The following is a 25,782-nucleotide window of genomic DNA, read 5'->3' as shown; positions in this document are numbered from 1 at the left end:
TAGAAACAAAACGGGCAGCGACCTGCGCCACTGCCCGCTGATTTTGTTCAGTTTAATTGCCGCTGTCTTCATCACTTACCCGAACGGGTTTCATAACATCGGCAGGTTCAGGTCATTTCGTTCGGCACAGGCTTTTGCCTGCTCATAACCGGCATCGGCATGACGCATCACGCCGGTTGCCGGGTCATTCCACAGAACGCGCGAAAGGCGTGCATCAGCCTCTTTAGTACCGTCCGCCACAATAACCATGCCCGCATGTTGCGAGAAGCCCATGCCAACGCCGCCGCCGTGGTGCAGACTGACCCAGGTCGCGCCGCCCGCGGTGTTGAGTAACGCATTGAGCAGCGGCCAGTCGGAAACTGCATCAGAGCCGTCTTTCATGGCTTCGGTTTCACGGTTTGGCGAGGCGACAGAACCGGTATCCAGATGGTCACGACCAATGACCACCGGCGCTTTCAGCTCACCGTTGCGCACCATTTCATTGAACGCCAGCCCGGCAATATGACGCTCACCCAGACCGAGCCAGCAGATACGCGCCGGTAATCCCTGGAAGGCAATACGCTCGCGTGCCATGTCCAGCCAGTTGATCAGGTTGGCTTTATCCGGGAACAACTCCTTGAGTTTGGCGTCCGTTTTATAGATATCTTCCGGATCACCGGAAAGCGCTACCCAGCGGAACGGGCCTTTGCCCTCGCAGAACAGCGGACGGATATACGCAGGGACAAAACCCGGGAAATCAAAGGCATTGGTCACGCCTTCGTCTTTCGCCACCTGACGGATGTTGTTGCCGTAATCCACGGTCGGAATGCCCATTGCGTGGAAATCCAGCATCGCCTGAACGTGTTTTGCCATCGAGGCTTTTGCGGCTTTCACCACAGATTGCGGATCCGATTTACGCGCTTCATGCCATTTTTCCAGGCTCCAGCCTTCCGGCAGATAACCGTTCAGCGGGTCATGCGCCGAGGTCTGATCGGTCACGATATCCGGGCGCAAACCACCTTCTTTCGCACGTGCCACCAGCTGCGGCATCAGTTCAGCCGCATTACCCAGCAGGCCGACGGAAATGGCTTTTTTCTCCGCACAGGCTTTTTCTATCATCGCCAGTGCTTCATCAATGCTATGGGCCTTGTAATCGACATAACGGGTACGCAGACGGAAATCGATACGCGATTCCTGGCATTCAATCGCCAGCACGCACGCTCCGGCCAGAACGCCCGCCAGCGGTTGTGCGCCGCCCATACCGCCCAGACCGGCGGTTAAAATCCACTTGCCGCGCAGGTCACTGTTGTAGTGCTGACGCCCCGCCTCGGCGAACGTTTCGTAAGTGCCCTGAACAATGCCCTGCGCGCCGATGTAAATCCACGAACCGGCGGTCATCTGGCCGTACATCATCAGCCCGGCTTTATCCAGCTCATGGAAATGCTCCCAGTTTGCCCAGTGCGGCACGATATTGGAGTTGGCAATCAGCACGCGCGGCGCATCGGTATGGGTGCGGAATACGCCGACCGGTTTGCCGGATTGAACAAGCAGCGTTTCGTCTTCACGCAGCTTGCGCAGGCTTTCCAGAATGCCTTCAAACGCGGGCCAGTTACGCGCCGCTTTACCAATCCCGCCGTAAACCACCAGGTCTTCCGGGCGCTCAGCGACATCCGGATCAAGGTTGTTTTGGATCATGCGGTACGCCGCTTCAATCAGCCAGTTCTGGCAGCTCAGTTCAGTCCCGTGCGGCGCACGAACAACGCGGGCTACGGCCGTTTTTTGTGGAGCGTTCATCGTCGGTTCCTTCTCTAAAATAGGGTGTGTTAACGTAAAAATAATCAGGCGAAGCTTGCGGTCAGACAAAGCTTGGCAGCAGTGCTTCAATCGCCGCTGGCCAGTGTTCACGGGAAGCCCAGAGGCGCATCATTTCGACGTCAGGCGCCATCAGGCGATCCTTTTCAAGGAACGCGACGTTTTCACGGATGGCCTTCATTTCGTTTTCCAGCGTCACAGAGCTTTGCAGCGGACGATGGAAATCAATCCCCTGTGCGGCCGCCATGGCTTCGATGCCCACGACGACGCTGGTGTTAAAGCACATGTCGCCCAGACGGCGTGCAGCGTAAGTGGCCATTGAAACGTGGTCTTCCTGATTCGCCGACGTTGGCAGGCTGTCAACGCTGCCCGGATGTGCCAGCGATTTGTTTTCTGATGCCAGCGCGGCCGCTGTCACCTGCGCAATCATGAAACCGGAGTTCACACCGCCGTCGTTCACCAGGAACGGAGGTAAACCGGAAAGGCCGGTATCGAGCAGCAGCGCCATGCGGCGTTCTGAAATCGCACCGATTTCTGCCACAGCCAGCGCGATGATGTCCGCAGCAAACGCCACCGGCTCCGCGTGGAAGTTACCTCCGGAAATCACGTCGCCATTTTCGGAGAAAACCAGCGGATTATCGGAGGCGGCGTTCGCTTCGATACGAAGAATACGCGCCGCGTGATGCAGGTTATCCAGACAAGCACCCATCACCTGAGGCACGCAGCGGATGGAATACGGATCCTGTACACGCCCGCAATCGGCGTGAGACGTGACAATGTCACTGCCTGCCAGAATAGTTGAAAGCGCCGCTGCAACGCCAATCTGGCCCTGCTGACCGCGTGCTTCATGAATGCGCGAATCGAGCGGTTTTACCGAACCTTTGATGGCTTCCAGCGACAATGCGCCCGCCACCAGCCCGGCAGAAAATACGCGTTCCGCTTCGAACAAACCGGAAAGTGCCAGAGACGTTGAAACCTGGGTGCCGTTTAGCAGCGCCAGCCCTTCTTTCGGGCCAAGTTCAAACGGCGCCAGACCGGCGGTTGCCAGCCCTTCGGTGGCCGACATTTTTTCGCCTTTCGCCGTGACCTGACCTTCACCAATCAGCATCAGGGAAAGGTGCGCCAGCGGTGCCAGATCGCCGGAAGCGCCGACCGAGCCTTTCTCCGGAATACACGGATACACGCCCGCATTAAACAAGGTAATCAGCGCATCAATCACTTCAATACGTATGCCGGAATGGCCGCGCGACAGGCTCAGGACTTTGGTTGCCATAACCAGACGCACCACGTTATCCGCAAGATCCTTGCCGATACCGACGCTGTGCGACAGCACCAGATTACGTTGCAGTTCAGCCAACCGTTCAGCAGGAATGCGCGTCTGCGCCAGTTTGCCGAAACCGGTGTTGATCCCGTAAACCACTTTGCCCGACTCGACGATGCGGGTGACGGTTTCCTGCGAAGCCAGTACGCCAGCACGCGCCTCCTCAGCCAGTTCAAGGCGGACGTTGCCCTGATAAATTTTGCGCAGCATCGGCAGGTCAACGTGGCCCGGTTGCAGGCGGCAAAGGGTTAAATCGGTGGATGAAGAAGCCATAATCTATTCCTGTATAGACAAGTGAAACGGGAAGTAAACCCGGCAAAGGCCTCAGCCCGCCGGGTGTTTATGCACGACCTGACACAACAACGTTCAATGCTTACCCGCAGGGAGAGATCAGTGATCCATCGTCTGCAGTGTTTCGGTACGGATTTCTTCTGTTACCCGCGCTTTCAGCGCCATAAATTCCGGTGACGTTTTCAGGGTGTAATCACGCGGATGCGGGAAATCGACGGCTATTTCCGTCTTAATCCGCCCCGGCCGCGCACTGAAAATGGCCACTTTATTCGCCATGAAAATCGCTTCGTCGATATCGTGCGTCACGAACAGCACGGTTTTACGCGAGGATTCCCAAATCGACAGCAGCAGTTCCTGCATCATTACGCGGGTCTGGTTGTCGAGCGCGCCAAAAGGTTCGTCCATCAGTAAAATTTTCGGGTCATTCGCCAGCGCACGGGCAATCGCTGTGCGCTGCTGCATGCCGCCGGACAACTGACGGGGAAAATGCTGCTCAAATCCGCGCAGCCCGACCTTATTAATAAAATAGTCGCTGCGCTCTTTTTGCGCCGCTTTGCTGACACCGCGTTCCTGCAAACCAAAACGGATGTTTTGTTCCACGGTCAGCCACGGAAACAGCGTGTAGCTTTGAAAGACCATGCCCCGGTCCGCGCCCGGCCCGTCAACCAGTTCTCCGTCAAGCCAGACTTCCCCGCGCGTCGGCTGATCCAGCCCTGCCACAATGCGCAAAAGCGTGGATTTTCCGCAACCCGATGGCCCGAGAATGGTGATGAAGTCATTCTCGTTAACCTGATAATCCACCGGCAACAGCGCCTGCGTTTTCTCGCCTTTCGGGCCGGTGAAAATACGCTCCACCTGCCGGACACTCAATTTGGGATGGCTCATCACAGTGAACTCCAGACAAACAGGCGGCGGTTTGCCGCTTTAAATAACAGGTCAGAAAGCAAACCGATGCAGCCAATCACGATAATGCCGAAGATCATTTGCCCGGTATTGAGCAGCGCCTGACTGTTAACAATCATATGGCCGATGCCGCTCGATGAACCGATAAGCTCCGCCACGATGACGTATGTCCACGCCCAGCCCAGCACCAGTCGCAGCAGCTCGGCAATTTCAGGCGCGGCACCCGGAATAATTACCCGGCGAACCACGCTCTGATTCGTCGCGCCCAGCGTGTACGCGGCTTCGACCAGATCACGTCGTGCAGCGCCGACTGTCACGGCAACCATCAGGGTTATCTGGAAGAAGGAGCCGATAAAAATCACCAAAATTTTTTGCATTTCACCGATACCCGCCCAGAGGATCAGCAGCGGAACAAACGCTGACGCAGGCAGATAACGGCAAAACGAAACAAACGGCTCAAAGAACGCTTCAATCAGTTTGTACGACCCCATCAGAATGCCCAGCGGCACGGCAATGGCGCAGGCCAGAACAAAACCGCCCAGCACGCGCATCACCGTCATGCCGATATCGGTAGTGAAATCGAAATCGGTAAACAGTAAAACGCCTTCCTGCAACATGCTGGCCGGGCTGGCCAGGAACGTCGGTGACACGAATCCGGTAAACGTCACCAGCGCCCACAGGGCGAAGAACAGGACAAAAAAACAGAACCCGAGGAAACCGCGTCGTCTTGCTGCGACCGGACGCAAAGGCACCATCATCGGGTTATGCCAGATTTTTTTGCTTGCCGGCAACGGTGCCGGCTCGCGTAAATCTGACTGCGTATTAACGGGATGTACGGCTGCCTCAGTGACAGAACTGTTCATGACTTTGTCCTTCATGGCTATTTCACGTACTTCGCGTCATATAACGTGTTGATGTCCGGCGTTTTGCGTAGGATTTTCATCTCAGTCAACAGGCGCGCCGCTTCGTTGGTGAAGGTGACGATTTCACCGCTGAAGAATTTCTTGTTGGCATCGCGATCCTGCCAGCGCAGATAACTGGATTCTTCCGCAAACTGTTTTCCGGTTTCTTTTACCGCAGCACCCATGATTTCGTTAGATTTCTCAGGGTCTTTCTTGATCATATCCAGCGCTTCAAAGTAGCTGTTCACCAGCGCCTGTGCGGCTTTCGGGTTTTTATCCAGCCATGCAGGCGTACAACCCAGCGTATCCATCACCATCGGATAATCGAGCGTCGTGGCAAGGATTTTGCCTTTGTCCGGGCTCTGGCGAATGGTGGAAAGGTAAGGCTCGTACGTCACCGCCGCATCGTTTTGCCCGGCGATAAACGCATGCGCTGCTGCGTCCGGCCCGAGCGTCGCGAGTTTGACGTCTTTCATCGTCATGCCGTTTTTATCGAGGATCCACGCCAGCAGGAAGTAAGAAGAGGTGCCAGGCGCATCGACGCTAACGGTTTTCCCTTTCAGGTCGGTAATTTTGTTAATCCCGCTGCGCACGGCGATACCGTCCGCACCGTAGGATTTATCAAGCTGCACAATCTGTTTAATCGGCACGCCGCTGGCGTTCCAGGTTAAATAGGTTTCCACCGTGGTCGCCGCGCACTGCAATGAACCGGAGGCAATCGCCAGATGACGAGACTGCTGCGGCACCATTTTCAGCGTGACTTCAAGGCCATTCTTTTTGAAGATCCCGGCTTTGTCCGCCAGCGTAAGCGGTGCAAAACCTGTCCACCCTGAGATACCAATCGCTACCGGTGTATCTGCCGCCTGTGCCGCGCTGACAGTCACGCTGCCCATCGCTACAGCCAGTCCTAACAAAGACAACGAACGTTTCAGCACAGCCCTGGAAATCATGTTGCTCATCTGCCACTCCTGCCAAAGTACCTGTCGGGGGAACGCCTGAAGCGGTGATAAACCTCAGGCAAAATGCGCTACTGTATATTCTTGTCTATACAAGTCAGTCGACTGTATTGAAGCAAGCTTTGTGCCAGTTCCGGCAGAGGCCGTTTTACGTCGTTTTCTGTCTCAAACTGCCCGGTGGCCCGGCAGCGGGTGAATCAATTCGGTGCGCTGCACGCTCTTTTTTAGCGCACGGTTAGCGCGTAATTTTTGCCCAGAGCAGAAGGCCGTTGTCCGAAAGCGACGTGATTTCCACGCTTTCCCCGTCGTCGTTCGCATCAGCAAGAGCGCCGTGGAAGAACCCTTCTCCGCGACCAAACTGGCGACCGTCCGGCCATTGCCATGTTCCGCGGATGGCGTACAACACGCCGCCATCAGTGAGAGAAACACTGAGGCTTTCAGCGGCAGAAATCACCTGCGCAGAACACCCGTTGCGGCGGGTCATAATATTGAAATCCGTTGTCGTGCCACGCAGTAAGCTCGCATTCAGCGCGATGTCTCCGCTGAAAGCGAAAGGTTTGCCCGTTTCACTGAGATGATGATTAACCTGCGGTTCAGAAAGCAGATGAACGCCCCCGCCGCTCAGCAACGTGATGGAGCGGTCAATGCCGGGAAATGCGGAAAACGGGCCGTCCTGTGCGATGGTGGCAATACTGGCGCGCCAGTCGAAAGCGGTTTTACCCGGCGGCCAGCTGAGGATTTCACGGGTTTCGCCGCCGCCGTTTCGCCACGGGCTTACCGGTAAGTTCTCGAAGGAGAATTGCTGCCATCTGGTCATGCGACATCCTCTGCCAGCTGATTCAGCAGGTGCAGGAAATCTTCTGCCGCTTCCTGTTGCTGTTCATGCTGCCCGCCGACAATGCGCGCGACACCACCAACGAACACGTCGCGGATTTGCCCGGCATTGCCGGCAAACAACCAGCGGTTTAGCAACTCGCTGTCTCTGGCGGCTGACAGATAAGGATCCTGCCCGTCGAGCACCAGCCAGTCGGCACGGTAGCCTGCGGATAACTGCCCGATTGCCGCACCGCACGCCTGCGCGCCGCCCTGTAGGGCCTGCGTATACAGCACATCGCCGACGGAATTTTGCGAGATTGTGGTAAGACGGTTCCGGCGCTGGTCACGCAGGCGCTGGCCGTATTCAAACCAGCGGAGCTCTTCCACCACGTTGAGGGAAACATGGCTGTCGGAGCCAATTCCCCAGCGGCCAGATTGCGCGAGGTAATCCACACCGTGGAAAATGCCGTCACCCAGATTAGCTTCGGTCGTCGGACAAAGCCCGGCAACTGCCCCGCTGCACGCCATGCTCGCCAGTTCAAACCGGTCGGCGTGCGTGGCGTGGATCAGGCACCAGCGGTCATCGATGTCAATATTGTCATACAACCAGGCGATCGGGCGCTGCCCGCTCCAGCCCAGACAATCGTTCACTTCTTTTTGCTGCTCGGCGATATGGATATGCACCGGCGACTGTTTATCGCCCGCCGCCAGCACCTGCTGCATTTGTTCGAGCGAAACGGCGCGCAGCGAATGGAAGCATAACCCCTGATTTTGCAGCGGCTGTTTTTTAATCTGGCTGCGGATAATGTCCTGTTGTTGCAAGTAACCGTCGGCATCCTGAATAAACCGCTTTTGCCCGGTCTGCGCGGGCTGAGCGCCGAATCCGGCGTAGGTATAAAGCACTGGCAGCAGGGTCAGACCGATACCGGTTTGTGCGGCCGCCTGGCTCAGATGCGCGGCCATTTCACCGCGACTGGCATAAGGATTTCCGCTGATATCGTTGTGCAGATAGTGAAATTCGGCGACTTGCGTATAGCCACCTTTAAGCATTTCGATGTACAACTGACGGGCGATAACGCCAACCTGTTCAGGCATCAGGCGCTGTACCATGCGATACATCAGGTCACGCCATGTCCAGAAGCTGTCCTGCGGATCACCGGCGACTTCTGCCAGCCCTGCCATTACCCGCTGAAAAGCGTGAGAGTGCAGGTTGGGCATACCCGGCACAACCGGGCCGGAAAGGCGGATACAGCCTTGCGGATCACCACCGGGCGTCACCGCGCTCAGTGTTCCGGCGGCATCAACGTCCAGACGCACATTGTGCGCCCAGCCGTTGGCAAGTAAGGCGCGTGAAGCAAAATAAGCAGGCATGACAGCGTTCCTGATCAGCAATAAGAAACATAAACGCAATTTTATAGAAACAATTGCAAAACTTTTAAGCGACTTGTCTATACATATACATATGCCCGATTGCGCTGTAAACTTGCAACAATCCTTTTTTTTATAAATTTAGTTTTCCGTCACGCCTTTCCGTTTCTTTTCCTAAAGGGAAACCGGCGGATATTCCGGGAAACTTTCCAGATACCTGTGTATTTTTTGAGAGGTCAGAGACATGTCGGAGCCCACACCACTTTCTTCGCAAAGTGCAGCGCAACAGGGAGTGTCTCAGCAGACATTGTCCGAACTGGCTGCGGCCATGAGCGACACGCCCGCGCCGATTTATCAGCGCGTGAAGCAGGCAATCATCGGGCAGATCCGTGCAGGTGTCTGGAAACCGCATCAGCGCGTACCTTCTGAAAGTGAGCTGGTCAACGAGCTGGGCGTCAGCCGCATGACCATCAACCGTGCGCTACGCGAACTGACCAGCGAAGGTTTTCTGATTCGCATGCAGGGCGTCGGGACGTTCGTCGCCGAAGCCAAGGCCTACACGCCGATGCTCGAAGTGCATAACATCGCCGATGAAATTGCCCAGCGCGGGCACCGCCACGACAGCAAGATTCTGATCTGTGAAGCCCGTCTGGCTGACGCCGAACAGGCGCTTCAGCTGGGTATTACACCTGGCGCAATGCTGTTTTACTCGCAGATTGTGCATTACGAAAACAATGTGCCGGTGCAGATTGAAGATCGTTTTGTTAATCCGGAAACTGCGCCGGATTACCTTCAGCAAGTGCTCAATAAGCAAACGCCGTACATCTATCTGATGGAAATCGCGCCTCTGACCGCCGGTGAACACCGCGTTGAAGCGGTGAGTGCCAGCGACGAACAGCGCGAACTTTTGCAACTCAGTGAGCATGAGCCCTGCCTCTTAATTCATCGCCGTACCTGGAGCGGCAGCCGCGTAGTGACCTCTGCACGCCTGATTTATCCGGGTTCCCGTTACCAGTTGTTCGGGCGTTTCACCAGCCACGGCTGATGCCTTTCATTCCGCCATACCCTAATCGCGGCCGTTCCGGGCCGCTATCGTTTCGTTTAAATTTTGGAAGACGTCTCGTAATAAGAAAAAACTATCGCTGGCTGCCTTGCCGGTTCAGTGGTTATGCGTTAGGTTGACTTTAGTTGTCTATACAAGATGAATTCAGCCTGGAGCCTGTCATGCCGGTAGCACTTTCCCCCTGTTTGTCTTCCGAACCGCCCTCTCACTGTGACAGCATCTGGCGTGGTGCCACGCTGGTGACCATGAAAGACGGGCAATACAACCTGATTGAAAATGGCGCTATTGCCGTCACCGGCGGCAAGATTGTCTGGACGGGCAGCGCGGCGGATTCCCCGCCATTTTCTGACGCCAAACAGCACAATTTCGACGGCGGCATCATCACGCCGGGTTTTGTCGATTGCCATACGCATCTGGTATTCGGGGGCGACCGCAGCGCTGAATTTGAACAACGTTTAAACGGCGTGAGTTATGCCGAAATCGCAGCGGCGGGCGGCGGAATTCTCTCGACCGTTAACGCCACACGTGACGCCACAGAAGATGAACTGCTGGCGCAGGCGTTATTTCGCCTCAAACCGTTGCTGGCCGAAGGCGTCACCTGCGTTGAGATTAAATCCGGTTATGGCCTGAGCGTGGAAAGCGAGCTGAAAATGCTGCGTGTGATCCGCCGACTGGGCGTGATGTTGCCGGTTGAGGTGAAATCCACCTGCCTTGCCGCGCACGCCCTGCCGCCTGAATTTAAGGGCCGCGCCGATGACTATATTGAGCTGATTTGCGACAGGTTACTGCCAGTGGTCGCCAGCGAAAATCTGGCCGATGCGGTGGATGCGTTCTGTGAGCATCTGGCGTTCTCGCCGGATCAGGTTGAACGGGTATTTACGGCTGCGGCGGCACTGGGTTTACCGGTCAAACTGCACGCGGAGCAACTTTCTTCGCTGCACGGCAGCGCGCTGGCAGCCCGACATCACGCACTCTCCGCCGATCATCTTGAATACGCCACGGAAGATGACGCCAAAGCCATGGCCGCCAGCGGAACGGTCGCCGTTTTATTGCCAGGTGCCTATTATTTGCTGCGCGAAACGCAGTGCCCGCCGGTGGCACATTTCCGCCAGCATAACGTGCCGATGGCGCTGGCAAGCGACGCAAATCCGGGAACTTCTCCGGCGCTTTCGCTGCGTCTGATGCTCAATATGGGTTGCACGCTGTTTCGTCTCACGCCGGAAGAAGCGCTGGCCGGGATCACCTGTCACGGCGCACGGGCGCTGGGATTACAGGAAACGCACGGTACGCTGGAAGCGGGCAAAGTCGCTGATTTCATCCACTGGCCGCTGTCGCGACCGGCAGAACTGGTTTACTGGCTGGGCGGGCAGTTGCCCTGCACTATCGTTTATCGCGGAGAAATCCGGGGAGAATTTCGTTCATGAGCCTTTCAGCAGCTAACGTCATCGCCGATCCTTACCATTTCATTCCCGGCACAGCACCAATACTGATCAGCATTCCCCACGCTGGCACGCACCTGACGCCGGAAGTCGCCAGCGGGCTCAGTGACGCCGCCCTGCCGCTTTCGGATACCGACTGGCATATCCCGAAGCTGTATGACTTTGCCCGCGTGCTGGGTGCCAGCATTCTTGTCGGCCAGTATTCGCGTTTCGTGATTGACCTGAACCGTCCGTCCGACGATAAGCCGCTCTACACCACGGCCACCACCGGTTTGTATCCGGACACATTGTTTGACGGGCGCGCTACCTTTAAACCGGGGATGACACCGACTGACGCTCAGCGTCAGCAATATCTGGATGAAATCTGGCAGCCGTATCACCAGAAAATTCAGTCAGAACTGGCGCGGATGAAACAGGAATTCGGCTATGCGCTACTGTTTGACGCCCACTCGATTGCCTCCGTGATCCCACGTCTTTTCGACGGCCAGTTGCCGGATCTGAATCTCGGCACCAACAGCGGTGAAAGCTGCGCGCCCGCGCTGAGTGAAATCCTCGAAAAAACCTGCCGGCAGCAGACGCGTTTCACTCATGTTCTGAACGGCCGCTTTAAAGGCGGGTACATCACGCGGGCTTACGGCCAGCCGGAAAACGATGTGCATGCCGTCCAGCTGGAACTGGCACAGGTGAATTACATGGAGGAGATTGAGCCGTTCAGCTATGCAGAGGACAAGGCCTCTGAACTCCAGGCATTGTTGAAGCCATTGCTGGCGGGGATGCTGGCATGGGGATCGGAGAGGTATAAACAGGGCGCTGTTTAATCACGCTTTTTATCGCTGACGCTTGGTGTGATTAGGTGTAAGTTTCGGTTTCTCAATTGCAGTGATCGCCTAACCCGCTGCGCCGAAACCGACCAAAAGGGGAAAGTGCTTTTCCCCTTTTGGATTTCCCCACGCTTTTTCAACACGCGCTCCGCTCGCTGGCTATGTTTCAGCAGCCGCAGCTATTGCCGCGAAAACTTGCCGCTGCGCGGTACCTTCATTTCGGTCTTCGAGCCTTTCGGTCTCGAAACACTCATTCAGCAAGCGTTCTGAAAGCGGCTGGAAGCTTATCCAAGTTTAGCAGCATTTTTTAAATGACAATCAGCAGTAAGGTTGCGAACTAGAAAACCTCTGGCCGCTTTCAAAACGGCGTTGAGTGAGCGGTGAGAAACGGCGAGAGTCTTTTTTCGAGCAGGTTCGAACCCGAAGCGAAAGGACCGCGCAGCGGCGGCGTTTGCGGCACTAGCCGGAGTTTCTGAAATATAGCCAGCGAGCGGTAGCGCGCAGTTAAAGAGCCGGAGATTCTTAAGAGGCGCGGCGATAGGCGCCTCTTAAGGCCGGTTTGGGTGGCAACCCAAGGTCTTGACCTTAAGACCAGCTTGGGTGGCAACCCAAGGTCTTGACCTTAAAGCCAGCTTGGGTGGCAACCCAAGATCTTAGCGCCCAATGCCCGCTCCGGCATTACTTAAAGTCCGCATACGGCACTAACGGCTCCGGCGGCATATCCAGATCCCCCTGCCATCCGCTTAAGGAATATCTCGCGTACAGCAGATAATGACTCGGTGTGTAATCTTTTGCCTGCTGGATGTCGACCCCGGCACCCACCGTCCAGTGTGAGCTGACACGACGCTCGACCAGTGCCTGAACCGTATAACCGAACCCGGAACCGCTGCTACCGGTTTCGACAGCACCTTTGTCCGGCAGAGAATCAGGTATGAGATTCTGGATCGGATACCGCTTTTCATCGCTGGTGGATGAACGTGACCACGAAACCGAACCGCCCAGCTGCCATGACCAGTTCTCTGTGCGCTGGCGGTAATTGACCGGCACGGACAGCGAGAAATACTGCTGCGGACTGTAGTAACCGCCCTGTCCCAGCGTGTAGCCGCTGAGATCTTTCTGGTAATGCCACAACATGGAGCTGAGGCCGACGGTGGCACGCCGGTTATCTTCGTTGATAACTTTGTAGTAATAGCCACCCATCAGGCGTTCGCGGGTGTTGTCTTCGACGTTTTCACCCGTCAGCTGATGTGCGCTGACGTCTGCCCAGACGCCGTTTGCCAGCCCCTGATCGTAGCTCAGGCCCAGGCTGGCACCGGTCGCGCGTACGCCACCCCAAGTGGTGCCGGTTCCCGGATCTTTTGCACCGGCAAAGGAAAGCAGTGAGCTTGAAACCGGACGGCGTGAAACCGTGGTCGTCCAGCCGATATCGCCCCAGTCTCCGCTGTAGGCCAGCCCGCCGACCCAGTCAACAACCGGGAAGCCCAGCGGCGTGGTGCCCAGATCCCCTTTCCATTTGTCGTTTTCCCAGCCCGCGCCAAGGCTGACGCCGTTGGCCGTCTGGCTGCGGTAGCTCCGGCAATTCTGATCACTACAGGTGCCGAAACTGGCTTCGTAATTGCCATTCTCGTTGTCGAATGTGCCCGCGTCCATACGTACCCAGTCGGCGCGCAGGAAGCCACGTCCCTGATAAACCGGCATATCAGCCTGGAACATGGTGGTGTTGGCGGTGAGGTCGGATTTCCCCGGCGTCCCGCTGGATGTCCAGGAATCGGTGTCCACCGTGAAATTCACATCCTGCTGGCGGTAAAGGTCATGCGCGTCGGAGCGGATACCACGTTTCAACCAGTCATCGCTGGCTTTGTTACGGGTCAGACGGGTGTAACTGTCGTTGTCCTGCGGCTGTTTGTTGGTAATCCCGCTGGCGATCATCGCCTGTTCGTAATCCTGACGCGCCAGTTGCGGCTGACCGAGCTGTTGTTCGACGTTGGCGGCATTGCGGTAAATCAGCGCTTTGTCCTGCCCGGCAGGTTGTGTCCGTACTGCGGTTTTCAGTGGTTGTAACAGTGCGGCAGCGCGTGAGGTTTCACCCACGTCCAGCCAAGCCATCGCGACACGCCGCTGCTGATTCAGGCTCATGCCTTTCAGATTGGCGGCTTGCAGCCGTTGTTTCGCCTGCGATTTGTTACCCGCCGCTAACGCTGTATCAATGCCAGTGAGGGTTTTGTCGAGCTGAATACGCTGAGCCATTTCGCGCATGTTGTCGTTCCACTTCGTTTCCGGCAGCGTATGCAGATGGCGAAGCGCCGCGTCGTCACGGTCAGAACCGGAAAGATAAAGCGAATATGCGTAAACCTGTTCCGGGTCTGCCGGACGTTTTGCCGCAAGATGTGCGAAAGCGGCGTCGGCCTGCGCCGGTTCTCCGGCCTCACGCAGGGCGTTGGCGTAGTGGTAGGTGGTCCAAACGTCATCCGGATTGAGTTTCAGGGCTTCGGCGTAACGGTTCGCCGCCTGATTCCACTGGCGGTTAGCAACATACTTTTCGGCCTGTGCAGTGACAATGTCACTTTTCAAACCACGTTGTTTATCAATCAGCCTGGCCTGAGATGCAGCCGGTAATGAATTGAGGTAATCGAGCGCTTTTTGCGATGACTGACGCTGATAAATATTCACCAGCCCGCGCTGGGCGCTGCTGTTATCACGTTCCAGACGCAGCGCATGCAAATAAGCCTGCTCGGCCTGCGGGTCATTTTTGCGCGCCACGGCAACATCACCGAGGCCAATCAGTGCCCACGGATCACGTGAGTCGATGCGCTGCGCCTGTTTGTACGCCGCTTCGGCCTGATCAAGCCGGTTGGCTTTCAGCGCGTTATCACCCTGACTAATTTTCAGCCAGTAACTGTTGGTCTGGATCAGACTGGTCCATTTACCGGAATTATAACCGTCAGTTTCGGCGGCTTTGGCCCGCTCGAAAAGATTCAGCGCCTGCTGGCGGTTCCCGGCGCGGGAATACGCCAGCCCCATCGCGCCCAGCACTTCGGCGTCATTCGGTTTGGCCTGCAACGCCTCTTTAAGCGGAGCGATTGCGCCGGTTGAACCGCCGTTGTTGACCTGCGCCAGCCCGCGAACGCGCGCCTGATAATGAGGATCGGCCAGCAAACCCTGCTGACGCTGAAGTTCCTGCTGTGCCGCAATCACCTGAGGGCCGGTATCAAACGTGGCAATAAACTGTTGCAGCGCGTCAACGCTGGCATTACTTACCGGCTGATCTTTGATTTTCGCCAGCCACAAATCAGCGGCGGGCGAACGCCCTTCGTTGGTGGCGGCAATCTGTTTCACCAGAACCACGGCTTTGGCGTTATCGCCTTGTTCAAAAGCCATCTGCGCCAGCTGCAAACGCAGCTGCACATCGCCAGGATACTGGTTATTCAGCGCCTGTAACTGCGCCTGCGCACGCGCTTTTTGCCCCGGAAGGCGGGCAACCAGTTGCCAGTATTCCACGGCCAGATCTAAGGTCGGAGGCTGGCCATCAAAGAGCTGATCGTACTGCGCTTTCGCTTCATCCAGACGCCCTGCCGTTGCCAGCAAACGCGTCTGCTGGAGTTTTTGCTGCATCTCCGGCGAGGCGATCTTCAGGCTCAGCTGCGCCTGACGGTATTCGTCAGAACCCGGCGCCACCTCTTTAATTCTTTCCAGCTGTTGCTGCGCTTTAACCTGATCGCCTTCCCGCAGGGAAAGGCGCAGGCGTGCGGACAACACTTTTGGATTTTTCGGATCCATTAATTCCAGACGAAACAGCGACTGGCGCACCAGGTCATCCTGATGGCTGGCTTCCCCGATGCGAACCTGTTCCAGTAACCACTGTTCAGGGGAAACCACCGGCGCCGAAATTGACGGCGCGGCGATCAGAGCCAGTCCTAGCGCCAGGGCCAGCCGGTTGATAATAATAGGTATTATCCGACGCGTGTTCACAAGCTTATTCCTGGTCATCATCAGACAGACGACGACGAGCCAGAGAACGCAGGCCGGTCCACAGTAAGATTGCAGCCAGAATCACCACAATAACCGCCATCAGTGCCAGCAGCGCCGGATGGTTTGCCAGCGCATTCCACACACGCTCCCACCACGGCAGATGGCCGACATAGTAGGTGTCGCCGACTTTCAGGCTGCTTACGCCGGAATCGCGCACCACGGTCACTGAACCAAAGACCTGCGTACGTTGTTTTGCGTCCTGCATCGAAGTGTTCAGCATTTCAAAACCTTTCTGACCGTTAGCCATCAGCGCCACAACGCTGCGCTGGTCAAAGTAAGGCGACTGCAAACCGACGATGGCCGCAATCGGCCCCTGCGCACTGACCTGCGTGCTTGTGTCGACGCGCGCATCGCTGGCCGGTGCGGTGTTGTCCGGTAACGTAGCCTGACGGATTGGCGTATTTACCGCATCGCGCGCCGCATCAAGCAGCAGGTTAGCTTTTTTGTCATCACGCAGGGTGTCGTCGCGCATACCCGCAGGCAGGTTGCCGATCACCAGCAAATCCGCATCGGTGGTTTTCGCTTTTGCCGCGTCTTCCGTGAGGCTAACGCCGAGAGACGGATAACCGGTCAGTGCGCCGATATTGCCCATCGCATCCAGTAATGTGGTGAGCTGAACCGGGTGCGGCTGCGGCTGAACCAGTACCAGCGTCTGTGACAAATCGGCCATGCGGCTGAACGGGAAACCGGCGTTGGCAAATGCGCGCAGATCCGGCATCGCCATAAAGTGACGATAACCGGAGAAGTCGATGGTGGAACTGTCGTCGATCACGACGTGGTTTGGCACGGTGGTGTAGGTTTCGCAGCGCCCTTCGGTTCCGCTCGCCAGCAGCGAGGTGTAGTCGAAATCAAAGCGCATCTGGTTTACCGCACCGAGTTTAAGCGCCGGGATGTTGAGGTCTTTACTGCCATCCAGCAGTCCCTGCAACAGGGACAAATGCAGGAGTTGGGAATCTTCGTCATGACCGGTTTTCAGGGTTAAATCCTGCACAAACTGGTTATTCAGGCTGATGCTCAGACGGGAAGTATTTTTCAGCTGCGGTGAGGTATAGCGATATTTCAGACGCATATCGATACCGGTGCTGTTAATCAGGAACAGGTCTGGCGGCAGATTGATGTTCAGGGTGATCGGGTTTGGCTGGATGCCGTCCGACTGTAACTGTTCCGCGTACTGTTTAAGTTCGCCGAAGTTCATCGGACGGTCTGTCCGCACCCAGTTTGGCGCGTCGTAAGGCTGGCGGGGCTGAATATGATCAACGTTATCCACGCCCACGGTTTCGCCACGGAACAGAATATTGCCCTGCGAAATACCTTTTACTGCCGTCAGCAGATCGTTGTCATCACGCCCCAGAATCAGCAGCATTTTGACGTAAGGATTGTCCGCACGGCTGATCATCTGCACGACTGGCCCTTTCACCGGCGGCATGTCTTTCAGGAAATCAGGGCGTTTTTCATTGGTGGCAAACACTACGGCGTGGCTGTCCGGCAGCTGGTTGTAAAGCGTCGGGAAAGACTGCCCGCGCCATTGCGCTTTGGCGCCAAACCACGAGGCCAGAATGGCGGCTGCCTGTTGCTGGCTGGCGTCCGGAGACGCGGCAAACACCATCGGTAAAACCAGCGGACGGCTGTCGCGTGCATCAAAGAATGGCACAGGGAAATGCGCCAGATCGTTGCTGAGTGGCAGTTTCTGGTATTGCAGACTGAGCGAGCTGCCCTTGCCGATTTCCAGCCACAGCGTGGAGTTGGCCGGGTTTTCACAGACGTTCTGATAATGGCCGATAAACTCCAGCCGGATGCGGTTGAAGTCGGTGATGTAGCGCGGGTCAATGACCATCTGTAAGTGATTTTTCTTGCCGAGCTGGTCTTTATCAATCACTTCAACGCCCATGAGCTGGTCATTGAGATACACCTTGAGGTGTGATTGCACCGGAATTAATGACGGCGACGGCGTGAACTCCAGATTCAGGGTGGACTGCGTGACCACTTCGTCACTGCGCACACCAAACTCGATTTGCCCGTTGGGCTGAAAACCGCGCAGGGTCATCGCCCCCGGCGTCGGAGCGACATCCGCGAACGGCAGCGTCACGTTGCGTACCGGCGCACCCGGAATAATCATCGGATTTACCGCTGGCGCAACCATCGGCAAAATCGCCTGTGGTGCAGGTATATTCTGCGCGGCGTCAGGAGCCGGGACGTTACCCATGCGCACAGAAGCCTGTTCGCTGAAGGCCGGAGCCGCTGAACCCAAAGCCAATGTCATCAATGCGGATGCCATTAAAGTCGTCAAAGGAAGTCTTTTCATTGTTTAGTCATCATCAGGTTGGATTCATCAGGCTGAACGGACAGCGGCGGATTGCGTGGCGCAAAGGACAGCAACCAGCAGCCAAACGCCTGTGTTCCGGAGGCAAGTGGGCGATATTGCTTCGGGGCAATGTCCAGCATCCGCAGATAGCCGCGAATACCCAGCCCCAGCACTTCGCGCAGGCTTTCCATAGGTTTGTCTTCCGGGAAATTATCTTCACGCAATACCCAGCTGTCAGCACGGGCGAAGGTACATTGAATGAAATCAATATGCTGTTGTGTGGTTAAAGGCTGAAGCTGCATACCGATGCTTTTGCCAAATACACGGCTGATTTGCATCGGGAAAGTATATTCCTGCTGACCACGATGAAGCAGTAACGTGACGTTGTCACCTGCCTTGAACTGGCTGGCACTCTCGGTTTCCAGCCCGACACCGTTGTCGGAGTAGTCCTGCACGGTACAGACATAAATGTGGCCGTCCGGGCGCATTAATGACGCCGGCATTTTGGCTTCCACGCGGTGAGCCTGACGCACCTGTTTGGACTCAAATGCCACGGCAATCGCCCCGCCCAAAATAATCATGTTGTAAATCACCCACGCCATACTCACCAGCACGGTAAGAATTTCGTCGGGGCGACCATATATCACGCGATAAATACCAAAGAACAAACCGGCCAGATTGAGCAGCATCAGCACCTGATACGGACGGCTGATTTTCCAGTCGACATACGCATGTTTGTTCAGGCCGCCTTTTGCCGTGACGTTAAAAGTCCCGGCGTGCGGATTAAACAGCGCGATGGTCGTCGGCCGGGCGATATACCACGCGAGCACGGTTTCGTAGATTTCATTCCAGAAGGAGTGGCGGTATTTCCCCTGCACCCGCGAGTTGGTCAGGCTGGCGTGGATCATGTGCGGCAACACGTACAGCGCGATGGCCAGCGCAGGCGCATAAATCACGTAAGCGTGCAGCAACAGAAACGCAAGCGGCGCAGTCAGGAAGATCAGCCGCGGAATACCGGCCAGAAAGTGCATCATGGCGTTGGCATAACACAGCCGCTGCGCCAGTTTCAGCCCTTTACCAAACAGCGGGTTATCAAGGCGGAAAATCTGCACCATCCCGCGCGCCCAGCGGATACGCTGGCTGACGTGCGCCGACAGGCTTTCTGTCGCCAGACCGGCAGCTTGCGGAATGCGGATATATGCCGAGCTGTAGCCGTGGCGGTGCATGCGCAGCGAGGTGTGCGCATCTTCAGTGACGGTTTCCACCGCAATGCCGCCGATTTCATCGAGCACGTCACGGCGTAACACCGCGCATGAACCACAGAAGAAACTGGCATCCCACAGGTCGTTTCCGTCCTGCACCAGCCCGTAGAACAGCTCGCCTTCATTCGGCGTGCGGCGCATGCGGCCAAGGTTGCGTTCGAAAGGATCCGGCGAGAAGAAGTGATGCGGCGTCTGCAACATGCTGAGTTTTTTGTCTTTAAAGAACCAGCCGACGGTCAGTTGCAGGAAAGAACGCGTAGGCACGTGGTCACAGTCAAATATCGCCACCAGCTGGCTTTTGGCATATTTCAGCGCGTGGTTGATGTTCCCCGCTTTCGCGTGTTCGTGCGTTTCACGGGCAATATACTGAACCCCGATTTCATGCGCAAAATCGGCGAACTCCTTACGGTTGCCGTCATCGAGCAGATAAATGGTGAGTTTGTCGTGCGGCCAGTCCAGACCGAGCGCGGCATACAGCGTCGGTTTCACCACGCTCAGATCTTCGTTATAGGTCGGGATCATCAGATCCACCGTCGGCCACGTCGATACATCCGCAGGCATCGGCACCGGTTTACGGTTTAACGGCCAGATGGTCTGGATATAACCGAGCACCAGCACCGTCCAGGAATAGGTTTCCGCGCCCAGCAGCAGCAATCCACAAATGAGGCTAAGCGGATCTTCCCAGTTTAACGTCGAGGTATAACGCCACCATAAATAGCGACAGGAAATGGTCAGCGAGAGAACAATCAGCATCAGCGCGGGGAATCGCCCAGGGATCCGCCGGATAATCATCGCAATGCTCCACAGCAGCACCACGAAAACAAACTGAGCGATATAACCGAAAGGCTGCGAAATACAGAACATCGCCAGCGTAATCGCCACCAGGCTGGTCAGGATAATCAGCACGCGTTTGCCGAGGCGGTTCATTTTACCAATGCGGCGTGTGACGCGAATTTCCAGCGGATTCTGTTTCACCTGTTTTGGCAGAGATTCCAGCCACAGAATCACCTTCTCACGCAAACGTTGCGGCCAGCGGGTATAAACCACGCGCTCACGCAGGCCGTTTGAAGGAATAATCACCAGCAACCACAGGCTCTGAACCAGATAACGTAAAGGATCAGCCAGACGAGGTTTTGACAGTGAAAGTTGCGGATACCAGCGGGTACGTTGGGTTTGCACTTTTTGCCAGGAAGGCGATTCAAAGCGCAGGAACAGCCAGCATACAGCGATACAAAAAACCATGGTTCCCGAGGCCATACGCGAAGCACGGCTGGCGCGATACCGCCGGTAGCGGTCTTGTAATTCAGACACCACCGGTGGCACCAGAAACAGGTTGAGCAGGCGGTTCATTTTATCGGACTCCGCGCAAATTCAGCAGGAACCAGTTCGCCAGCGTGTTAATTTCGCGGCTGATTTTACTGTTTCCTTTCCACTCGCCGACCGGTTGTTTGGCCGCCAGAGATTCAGCCATCGCTTCGTCGCGGTGTAAAATGACCGGGATCATGGTCGGTAAGGTTTCCTGCCACAACAGCAAAATGTCTTGCTGTAACTGGCTGGATGGCACGAACTGATTCACCAGGTACCGGCCATTCGCCGGTAAAGCGCGCTGATGGAGACGGATGTGAGATTGTGAATCAGCGTGAAGTAAAACGAGCGTGCTGTCGGCGATGGCCTGTGCAGGCAGCGGATCGGCGGCGGGCGAATCAATCAGTATCCAGTCATAAACGCCGCTGTTTTTGAGCTGCGTGATGGCTTTTATCCAGTCAAATTCAGGCGCAGTCCCGCTTTGTTCGTGGTCACTTTCAGGGCCGATATTACCGTAAGGTAAAAAGTCCAGATGCGAGTGATAACGCATGGCGGATTTCTGCCAGGGTTCACCGGCATTAAAGGCTGAGTGCCAGCCACGCGGCTGTGTGAAAGGCATTCCGAAATGCAGACGCAGCAGATTTTCCGGTGAAAAGTCGATCACCAGAACCTTTTCATTGAGTTGCGCGAGCCCCCAGGCCAGCGCTGCGGTGACTGACGTTGTCCCTGTGCCGCCACGAAATCCCTGTAACGCAATGACAGCCATATTATTTCTTCTCCGCGCCGTGTTTATCGTATTGCGCCAGCTCAGCCAGTAATGGCCAGCGGGACATTAGTTGCGGAATTTTTTCTTTACGGGCGACATCCACGTAATTTAATTCAGTTAAAGAAAAAAGGTGACTCAGCGCAAAGAAATCATCATCTTTTGACGGCTCGGATTCTTCCGAGTCTACAATATTGGGCTCCACCTTTCCTCCTCCCTGCTTCAATCAAAATGCTAGCGGTCTGGCACGCAAAAATTACCGTTCACATACCGGCATTTTAGTATCAAACATAATTGTGAAGTATTATGATTATTTAATGTAGCAATGATAGAATTTATTATACTCACATTTCTCAGTGTGTCCCAAGCAGACTTTTTATCTAAAACGAATACAAGCAGATTAACTATATGGCACTCTCCTTTTCATTGGGCATGAAGCAATACTGGAATGGATTAGCCCAAATGCAGGCCCGGGGGCTTTACTGGGTCAATGCTGACAAACAGGAAGCCGCGTATCACCTGTGCGGACAGGCTCTTGAAGCTCAGCAGGGCGAAACTTCTGTCACTGTATTTTTCCCACAGCACAATTTAATTTGCGCTGACGAAGAAAATAGACTAAATGACGACGACATTCTTCTCTCTCATTTGAAGAAACACCCCAGGCAAACGTTTTATTACCAGTTAGCCGACGGTAAGAAAGCGTTTCTCAGGTTGCCCGGTGATATTAACCGGTTGCCTCGTCACCCTGCGTCATTAATGATCTTATTACTTCCCGCCACTGCCTGGCAGACGCTAAATGATAAACAATTCGCCCGCTGGGTGAGTGAAATGCGAACCAGTGCGAATAGTAAAGACGCAACTGTCCTTATTATCTGCTACGGCGCGGGTATTAATGTGGTTAAAACTCAGCTGCATTTATATCATCGCAATATATACGGTCTTGCTGATTTAAAAACCGATACTGTCCCAAATCAGTGGGGCATTTCCTGGTGGCACGACGGATTAGGTGCTGAAGCCAATACGCTCTATCCACTGGTTCCGCGTCAGACAGGCTGGGAAATTCAGAAAAACACTCCGGCCTCAGTGGCCGAACAGGCCGGTGACGATCAGTGGATGTTGCTGGCAGAACGTAGCGTACTGGAGGGCGCACCAGCGCTGTCTGAACGCTGGTTCCTGTTTGACAGTAATGAAGAGCTTGCAGAAAGAGCCTCACACGCCCGCTCGGCGACGGTCATTTTCGCCCTGAGCGGCAATGACGCCGTAGAAGTGATGGCGCGCCAGATCCACCGTCTGCGTATGCAGCGTGGCACAGGTTTGAAAATCGTCGTGCGTGAAATGAACTCTTCCCTGCGCTACGTGGATCAGCGTTTACTGCAAGCCTGTGGCGCAAATCTGGTGGTTCCGCAGGCAGCGCGGCTTTCCAATTTCCTGACGTTGCTCGACGATCTGCAAAATCTCACCTTTACCCGTCATGTTCAGGACGATATTGAAACCCTGCTCGACAGCAGGTTACCGACGCACCATAAAGGCTATCTGCCGCTGCCGGTTTTTTGCAGCGTGATGAACGATATCTGGAACCATGCCTCACTGGCCACCGAATCGCGCGGTTTGCTGATTTCGCTGCGCCCTGCCGCCGGGATCAGCCCGCAGCAGGCGATGTCGTTGTGTTCCCTGCGCCGCGATGGCGATATTCTTACCGTGACCGAACGGCATCTTTACTTGTTCCTGTCGAACTGTCAGGTCAGCGATGTCGAGAACGTTCTGGCCTTCCTGTTTAATCTGCCGGTGAAAGACGTTTTCACCAGCCAGACATTTTGGAGTCAGGAGCTGGATATTCAGACCGAAGTCCGCCGTCTTGCGGCTAAACCGCCTATGGCAAAAGCCGTGACCGGCCCTGAAGCGTATGTCCCACAAAAAGCTGAACCGTTGAAACGCGCGCAGGTCCACGCCCCTGTGCCGGTGACGCTCGCGTTAAACAACGCGCCTGTTCAGCAGCAGCCGGAGTAAGTGAAATGGATATCCAGGACATTATTGAGATTTTTATTCTGGCCGCGGTGATTTTCATCCCGCTGGGATACGCCCTGCGCAGCCGCCTTCCCGGCTGGAAAAACCGTCTGGCGACACGTTTTCTTTCACCTCGTTATTTAACCCCGATGACAGTCAGCATGATCAGTAAGAACCGTAAACGTTCCAACGCGCTGACTGATGCTTCTCCGGTTACAGGGAAATCCAAGACTCCACTATGAACGAACCGAATTCTTCTTCACCGCGTTTGCGGATCTGGCAATCCTGGCGCGGACTTGGCGCCTGGAACTACTATTTCTTACTTAAATTCGTTCTGCTTTCACAGGGTTATCTGAATTTCGACGCGCTGAGCAATCTGGTGTTTGCCGCCGTATTATTATTCCCGTTGCCTTCGTTGCGTCTGCACCGCTGGCGGCTGTGGATTGCCCTGCCGTTTGGCCTGGCGCTGTTGTACCACGACACCTGGCTGCCGGGGTGGCGTTCAATTATGAATCAGGGCGCGGACGTCGCCGGATTCAGCGTAAGCTATCTGCTTGAACTGGCTGACCGCTTTATAAACTGGCAGTGGATTGCCGTCGGCTTTGCGCTGCTGGTAGGTTATCTGTTTATTTCCCAGTGGGTACGTCTGACCACGTTCACGGTCATCGCGCTGTTGTGGGTGAATCTAAGCGGGATGATTATGCCGTTTTTCGCGCACTCTCCGGCAGCCACCGTGCCACAAAATACCCCCGCTGCGCCTGCTGCCACTACGGCGCAGGCTGCCGGTGACAACACGGTAAACGGCCCGCCGACCAATGCTAATTTGAGTGCTTATCTCGAGCAGTTCTACCAGAGCGAAAGCCGCAAGGCGACGAAGTTCCCGGACGCGCTGCCTGCGGATGCCCAGCCTTTCGACCTGCTGGTCATTAACATCTGTTCGCTGGCCTGGTCAGATCTGGACGCTGTGAATCTCTCCAGCTCTCCGCTGTGGTCGCGTTTCGATTTCGTGTTCAGCAATTTCAACTCCGCGACCGCCTACAGCGGCCCGGCGTCGATTCGCCTGCTGCGCGCCAGCTGCGGCCAGACATCGCACCACAATCTTTACCAGCCTGCCGGTCAGCAATGTTATCTGTTTGACGATCTGGCGCGTCTGGGCTTCAGCAATCAGCTGGCGATGGATCACACGGGCGTGTTTGGTAATTACATCGGCAACCTGCGTGACGATGCCGACATGAAAGCCCCGCTGATGTCACAGGCCGGTCTGGGTTATGAACTGACGTCATTCGACGGTTCACCGATTTTCAACGACGGGCAGTTGTTCTCCCGCTGGCTGGAAAATCAGGAAAAAGCAGGCACGGCACGTACCGCCACCTTCTTCAACCTGATCCCCCTGCACGACGGCAACCGTTATGTGGGCAGCAACAAGGGCGCGGATTATCATAACCGTGCACAGACCCTGCTCAGCCAGCTGAATACCTTTATGGATCAGCTGGAGAAATCCGGTCGTAAAGTGATGCTGGTGGTTGTGCCGGAACACGGCGCGGCGCTGGTCGGCGATAAGATGCAGATTTCCGGTTTACGTGACATTCCAAGCCCGGGCATTACGCACATTCCGGTCGGCGTGAAATTCTTCGGTATGCAGGCGCAGCACGCCTCCACGCCGATGAAAATCGACGGCCCGAGCAGCTACATGGCGATTTCTGAAATGGTTTCCCGCGCTGTTGATGGCAAAGTCTTCACCAGCCCGACGATGGACTGGAAAACCTTTGCCTCCAACCTGCCGCAGACTCCGCTGGTTTCAGAGAATGAAAACTCGGTGGTGATGGAATATCAGGGGAAAATTTACATCCGGTTAAATGGCGGAAGCTGGGTACCGTACCCGAGTTGAGGGGAAGCCAGACCGGGCTTCAAAGGCAGTTTCTCACTTGCGGTGAGGCGCAGTAAATTGATCGAGAAAGTTTCGGTTTTTCAATTGCAGTGATCGCTCAGCGGCTCGCGCCGAAACCGACCAGAGAGGGCCAGTACGGCACCTCTCTGGACTCTCCACGTCTTTTTTACTGCGCGCTATCGCTGGGTCGATGGACGTGTTCTGTCATTCCGGCGCGTGGCGCAAATCCAGGCACTTCGTGCTTCCTTCATTCGGTCTTCGAGCCTCTGGTCTCGAAGCCGCTCCGTTCAGCTGGATTTTGAGCGCGCCATCTCACCATAAAAAATACCGAGTGTTTCTTTGGTTTTTGAAAAATAAATGCCAGGGCAAGGTTGCGAACTATGAGCCTCTGGCCGCTTTCAAAACGACGTTGAGCGAGCGGTGAGAAACGGCGAGAGTCTGTTTTCGAGCTGGTTCAAACCCGAAGCGAAAGTACCGCGCAGCGGCGGCGTTTGCGGCACTCGCCGGAGTTGCTGGAACAGTGCCAGCCAGCGACAGCGCGCAGTTAAAGAGCCCGAG

General features: G+C 55.7%; 18 protein-coding genes. 6 read left to right on the top strand and 12 right to left on the bottom strand.

Features of this window, described 5'->3' with window-relative positions; translation table 11 throughout:
* Nucleotides 1-90: 90 nt before the first annotated feature.
* The 7 genes from hutU to ACLBVC_RS11275 all read right to left on the bottom strand — a co-directional run bounded on the left by hutU (nt 91) and on the right by ACLBVC_RS11275 (nt 8,351).
* On the bottom strand, nt 91-1,773 hold the full coding sequence (gene hutU / locus ACLBVC_RS11305; RefSeq protein WP_410149662.1) for a urocanate hydratase: 1,683 nt from the start codon (nt 1,771-1,773) through the stop codon (nt 91-93).
* A 61-nt stretch (nt 1,774-1,834) separates the two neighbouring features.
* Entirely contained in the window at nt 1,835-3,385 is a 1,551-nt protein-coding gene (hutH, locus tag ACLBVC_RS11300) for a histidine ammonia-lyase (RefSeq protein ID WP_410149661.1), read from the bottom strand.
* A 117-nt stretch (nt 3,386-3,502) separates the two neighbouring features.
* The gene (locus ACLBVC_RS11295) at nt 3,503-4,288 is read right to left on the bottom strand and encodes an ABC transporter ATP-binding protein (protein ID WP_101078820.1); all 786 of its coding nucleotides are present in this window, start codon (nt 4,286-4,288) and stop codon (nt 3,503-3,505) included.
* The gene (locus tag ACLBVC_RS11290; protein ID WP_410149660.1) at nt 4,288-5,169 is read right to left on the bottom strand and encodes an ABC transporter permease; all 882 of its coding nucleotides are present in this window, start codon (nt 5,167-5,169) and stop codon (nt 4,288-4,290) included. The genes ACLBVC_RS11295 and ACLBVC_RS11290 overlap by 1 nt, the downstream gene beginning before the upstream one ends.
* Nucleotides 5,170-5,186: 17 nt before the next feature.
* Nucleotides 5,187-6,167: an ABC transporter substrate-binding protein gene (locus ACLBVC_RS11285; RefSeq protein ID WP_195815176.1), complete on the bottom strand. Its 981-nt coding sequence runs from the start codon at nt 6,165-6,167 to the stop codon at nt 5,187-5,189.
* A gap of 232 nt (nt 6,168-6,399) precedes the next feature.
* Nucleotides 6,400-6,981: a HutD/Ves family protein gene (locus ACLBVC_RS11280; RefSeq protein ID WP_410149659.1), complete on the bottom strand. Its 582-nt coding sequence runs from the start codon at nt 6,979-6,981 to the stop codon at nt 6,400-6,402.
* Nucleotides 6,978-8,351, bottom strand: coding sequence for a formimidoylglutamate deiminase (locus tag ACLBVC_RS11275; protein ID WP_410149658.1), 1,374 nt, complete (start codon nt 8,349-8,351; stop codon nt 6,978-6,980). Before ACLBVC_RS11275 ends, ACLBVC_RS11280 begins: the two co-directional genes overlap by 4 nt.
* A gap of 241 nt (nt 8,352-8,592) precedes the next feature.
* Between ACLBVC_RS11275 and hutC the strand changes: the two genes are divergently transcribed.
* From hutC to hutG, 3 genes are all read left to right on the top strand, one after another.
* Nucleotides 8,593-9,393: a histidine utilization repressor gene (gene hutC / locus ACLBVC_RS11270; RefSeq protein ID WP_410149657.1), complete on the top strand. Its 801-nt coding sequence runs from the start codon at nt 8,593-8,595 to the stop codon at nt 9,391-9,393.
* A gap of 179 nt (nt 9,394-9,572) precedes the next feature.
* Nucleotides 9,573-10,835 carry an imidazolonepropionase gene (gene hutI, locus ACLBVC_RS11265; RefSeq protein ID WP_410149656.1) on the top strand — a complete coding sequence of 421 codons (1,263 nt, stop codon included), beginning with the start codon at nt 9,573-9,575 and terminating at the stop codon, nt 10,833-10,835.
* Entirely contained in the window at nt 10,832-11,668 is an 837-nt protein-coding gene (gene hutG, locus ACLBVC_RS11260; protein WP_410149655.1) for an N-formylglutamate deformylase, read from the top strand. Before hutI ends, hutG begins: the two co-directional genes overlap by 4 nt.
* A gap of 681 nt (nt 11,669-12,349) precedes the next feature.
* Here hutG and ACLBVC_RS11255 read toward each other — a convergent pair.
* From ACLBVC_RS11255 to bcsR, 5 genes are read right to left on the bottom strand one after another with little or no spacing between them, the layout of a single operon-like run.
* Nucleotides 12,350-15,658, bottom strand: a complete 3,309-nt coding sequence (locus tag ACLBVC_RS11255) for a cellulose biosynthesis protein BcsC (RefSeq protein WP_410149706.1) — start codon at nt 15,656-15,658, stop codon at nt 12,350-12,352.
* Nucleotides 15,645-18,002 carry a cellulose biosynthesis cyclic di-GMP-binding regulatory protein BcsB gene (gene bcsB, locus ACLBVC_RS11250; RefSeq protein WP_410149654.1) on the bottom strand — a complete coding sequence of 786 codons (2,358 nt, stop codon included), beginning with the start codon at nt 18,000-18,002 and terminating at the stop codon, nt 15,645-15,647. The genes ACLBVC_RS11255 and bcsB overlap by 14 nt, the downstream gene beginning before the upstream one ends.
* Complete coding sequence (gene bcsA, locus ACLBVC_RS11245) at nt 17,999-20,614, bottom strand: UDP-forming cellulose synthase catalytic subunit (RefSeq protein WP_410149653.1); 2,616 nt, start codon at nt 20,612-20,614, stop codon at nt 17,999-18,001. Before bcsA ends, bcsB begins: the two co-directional genes overlap by 4 nt.
* Nucleotide 20,615: 1 nt before the next feature.
* Nucleotides 20,616-21,335 (bottom strand): cellulose biosynthesis protein BcsQ, encoded by a 720-nt coding sequence (gene bcsQ / locus ACLBVC_RS11240; RefSeq protein WP_410149652.1) that lies wholly within the window; start codon nt 21,333-21,335, stop codon nt 20,616-20,618.
* 1 nt (nt 21,336) lies between these two features.
* The gene (bcsR, locus tag ACLBVC_RS11235; RefSeq protein WP_410149651.1) at nt 21,337-21,537 is read right to left on the bottom strand and encodes a cellulose biosynthesis protein BcsR; all 201 of its coding nucleotides are present in this window, start codon (nt 21,535-21,537) and stop codon (nt 21,337-21,339) included.
* A 203-nt stretch (nt 21,538-21,740) separates the two neighbouring features.
* On the opposite strand from bcsR, the gene bcsE reads away from it, so the two are divergent.
* Genes bcsE through bcsG form a run of 3 tightly spaced genes read left to right on the top strand, consistent with a single transcriptional unit; the run spans nt 21,741 to nt 25,224 of the window.
* Nucleotides 21,741-23,339, top strand: a complete 1,599-nt coding sequence (bcsE, locus tag ACLBVC_RS11230; RefSeq protein WP_410149650.1) for a cellulose biosynthesis protein BcsE — start codon at nt 21,741-21,743, stop codon at nt 23,337-23,339.
* 5 nt (nt 23,340-23,344) lie between these two features.
* Nucleotides 23,345-23,578 carry a cellulose biosynthesis protein BcsF gene (bcsF, locus tag ACLBVC_RS11225; RefSeq protein WP_410149649.1) on the top strand — a complete coding sequence of 78 codons (234 nt, stop codon included), beginning with the start codon at nt 23,345-23,347 and terminating at the stop codon, nt 23,576-23,578.
* Nucleotides 23,575-25,224: a cellulose biosynthesis protein BcsG gene (gene bcsG, locus ACLBVC_RS11220; protein ID WP_410149648.1), complete on the top strand. Its 1,650-nt coding sequence runs from the start codon at nt 23,575-23,577 to the stop codon at nt 25,222-25,224. Before bcsF ends, bcsG begins: the two co-directional genes overlap by 4 nt.
* Nucleotides 25,225-25,782: the final 558 nt, after the last annotated feature.

The organism is Rahnella selenatireducens, from assembly GCF_046449555.1.
In the GTDB taxonomy this organism is placed as follows: domain Bacteria; phylum Pseudomonadota; class Gammaproteobacteria; order Enterobacterales; family Enterobacteriaceae; genus Rahnella; species Rahnella selenatireducens.
The sequence above is the reverse complement of the archived record's forward strand: the minus strand, read 5'-3'. Positions and strand labels throughout refer to the sequence as shown.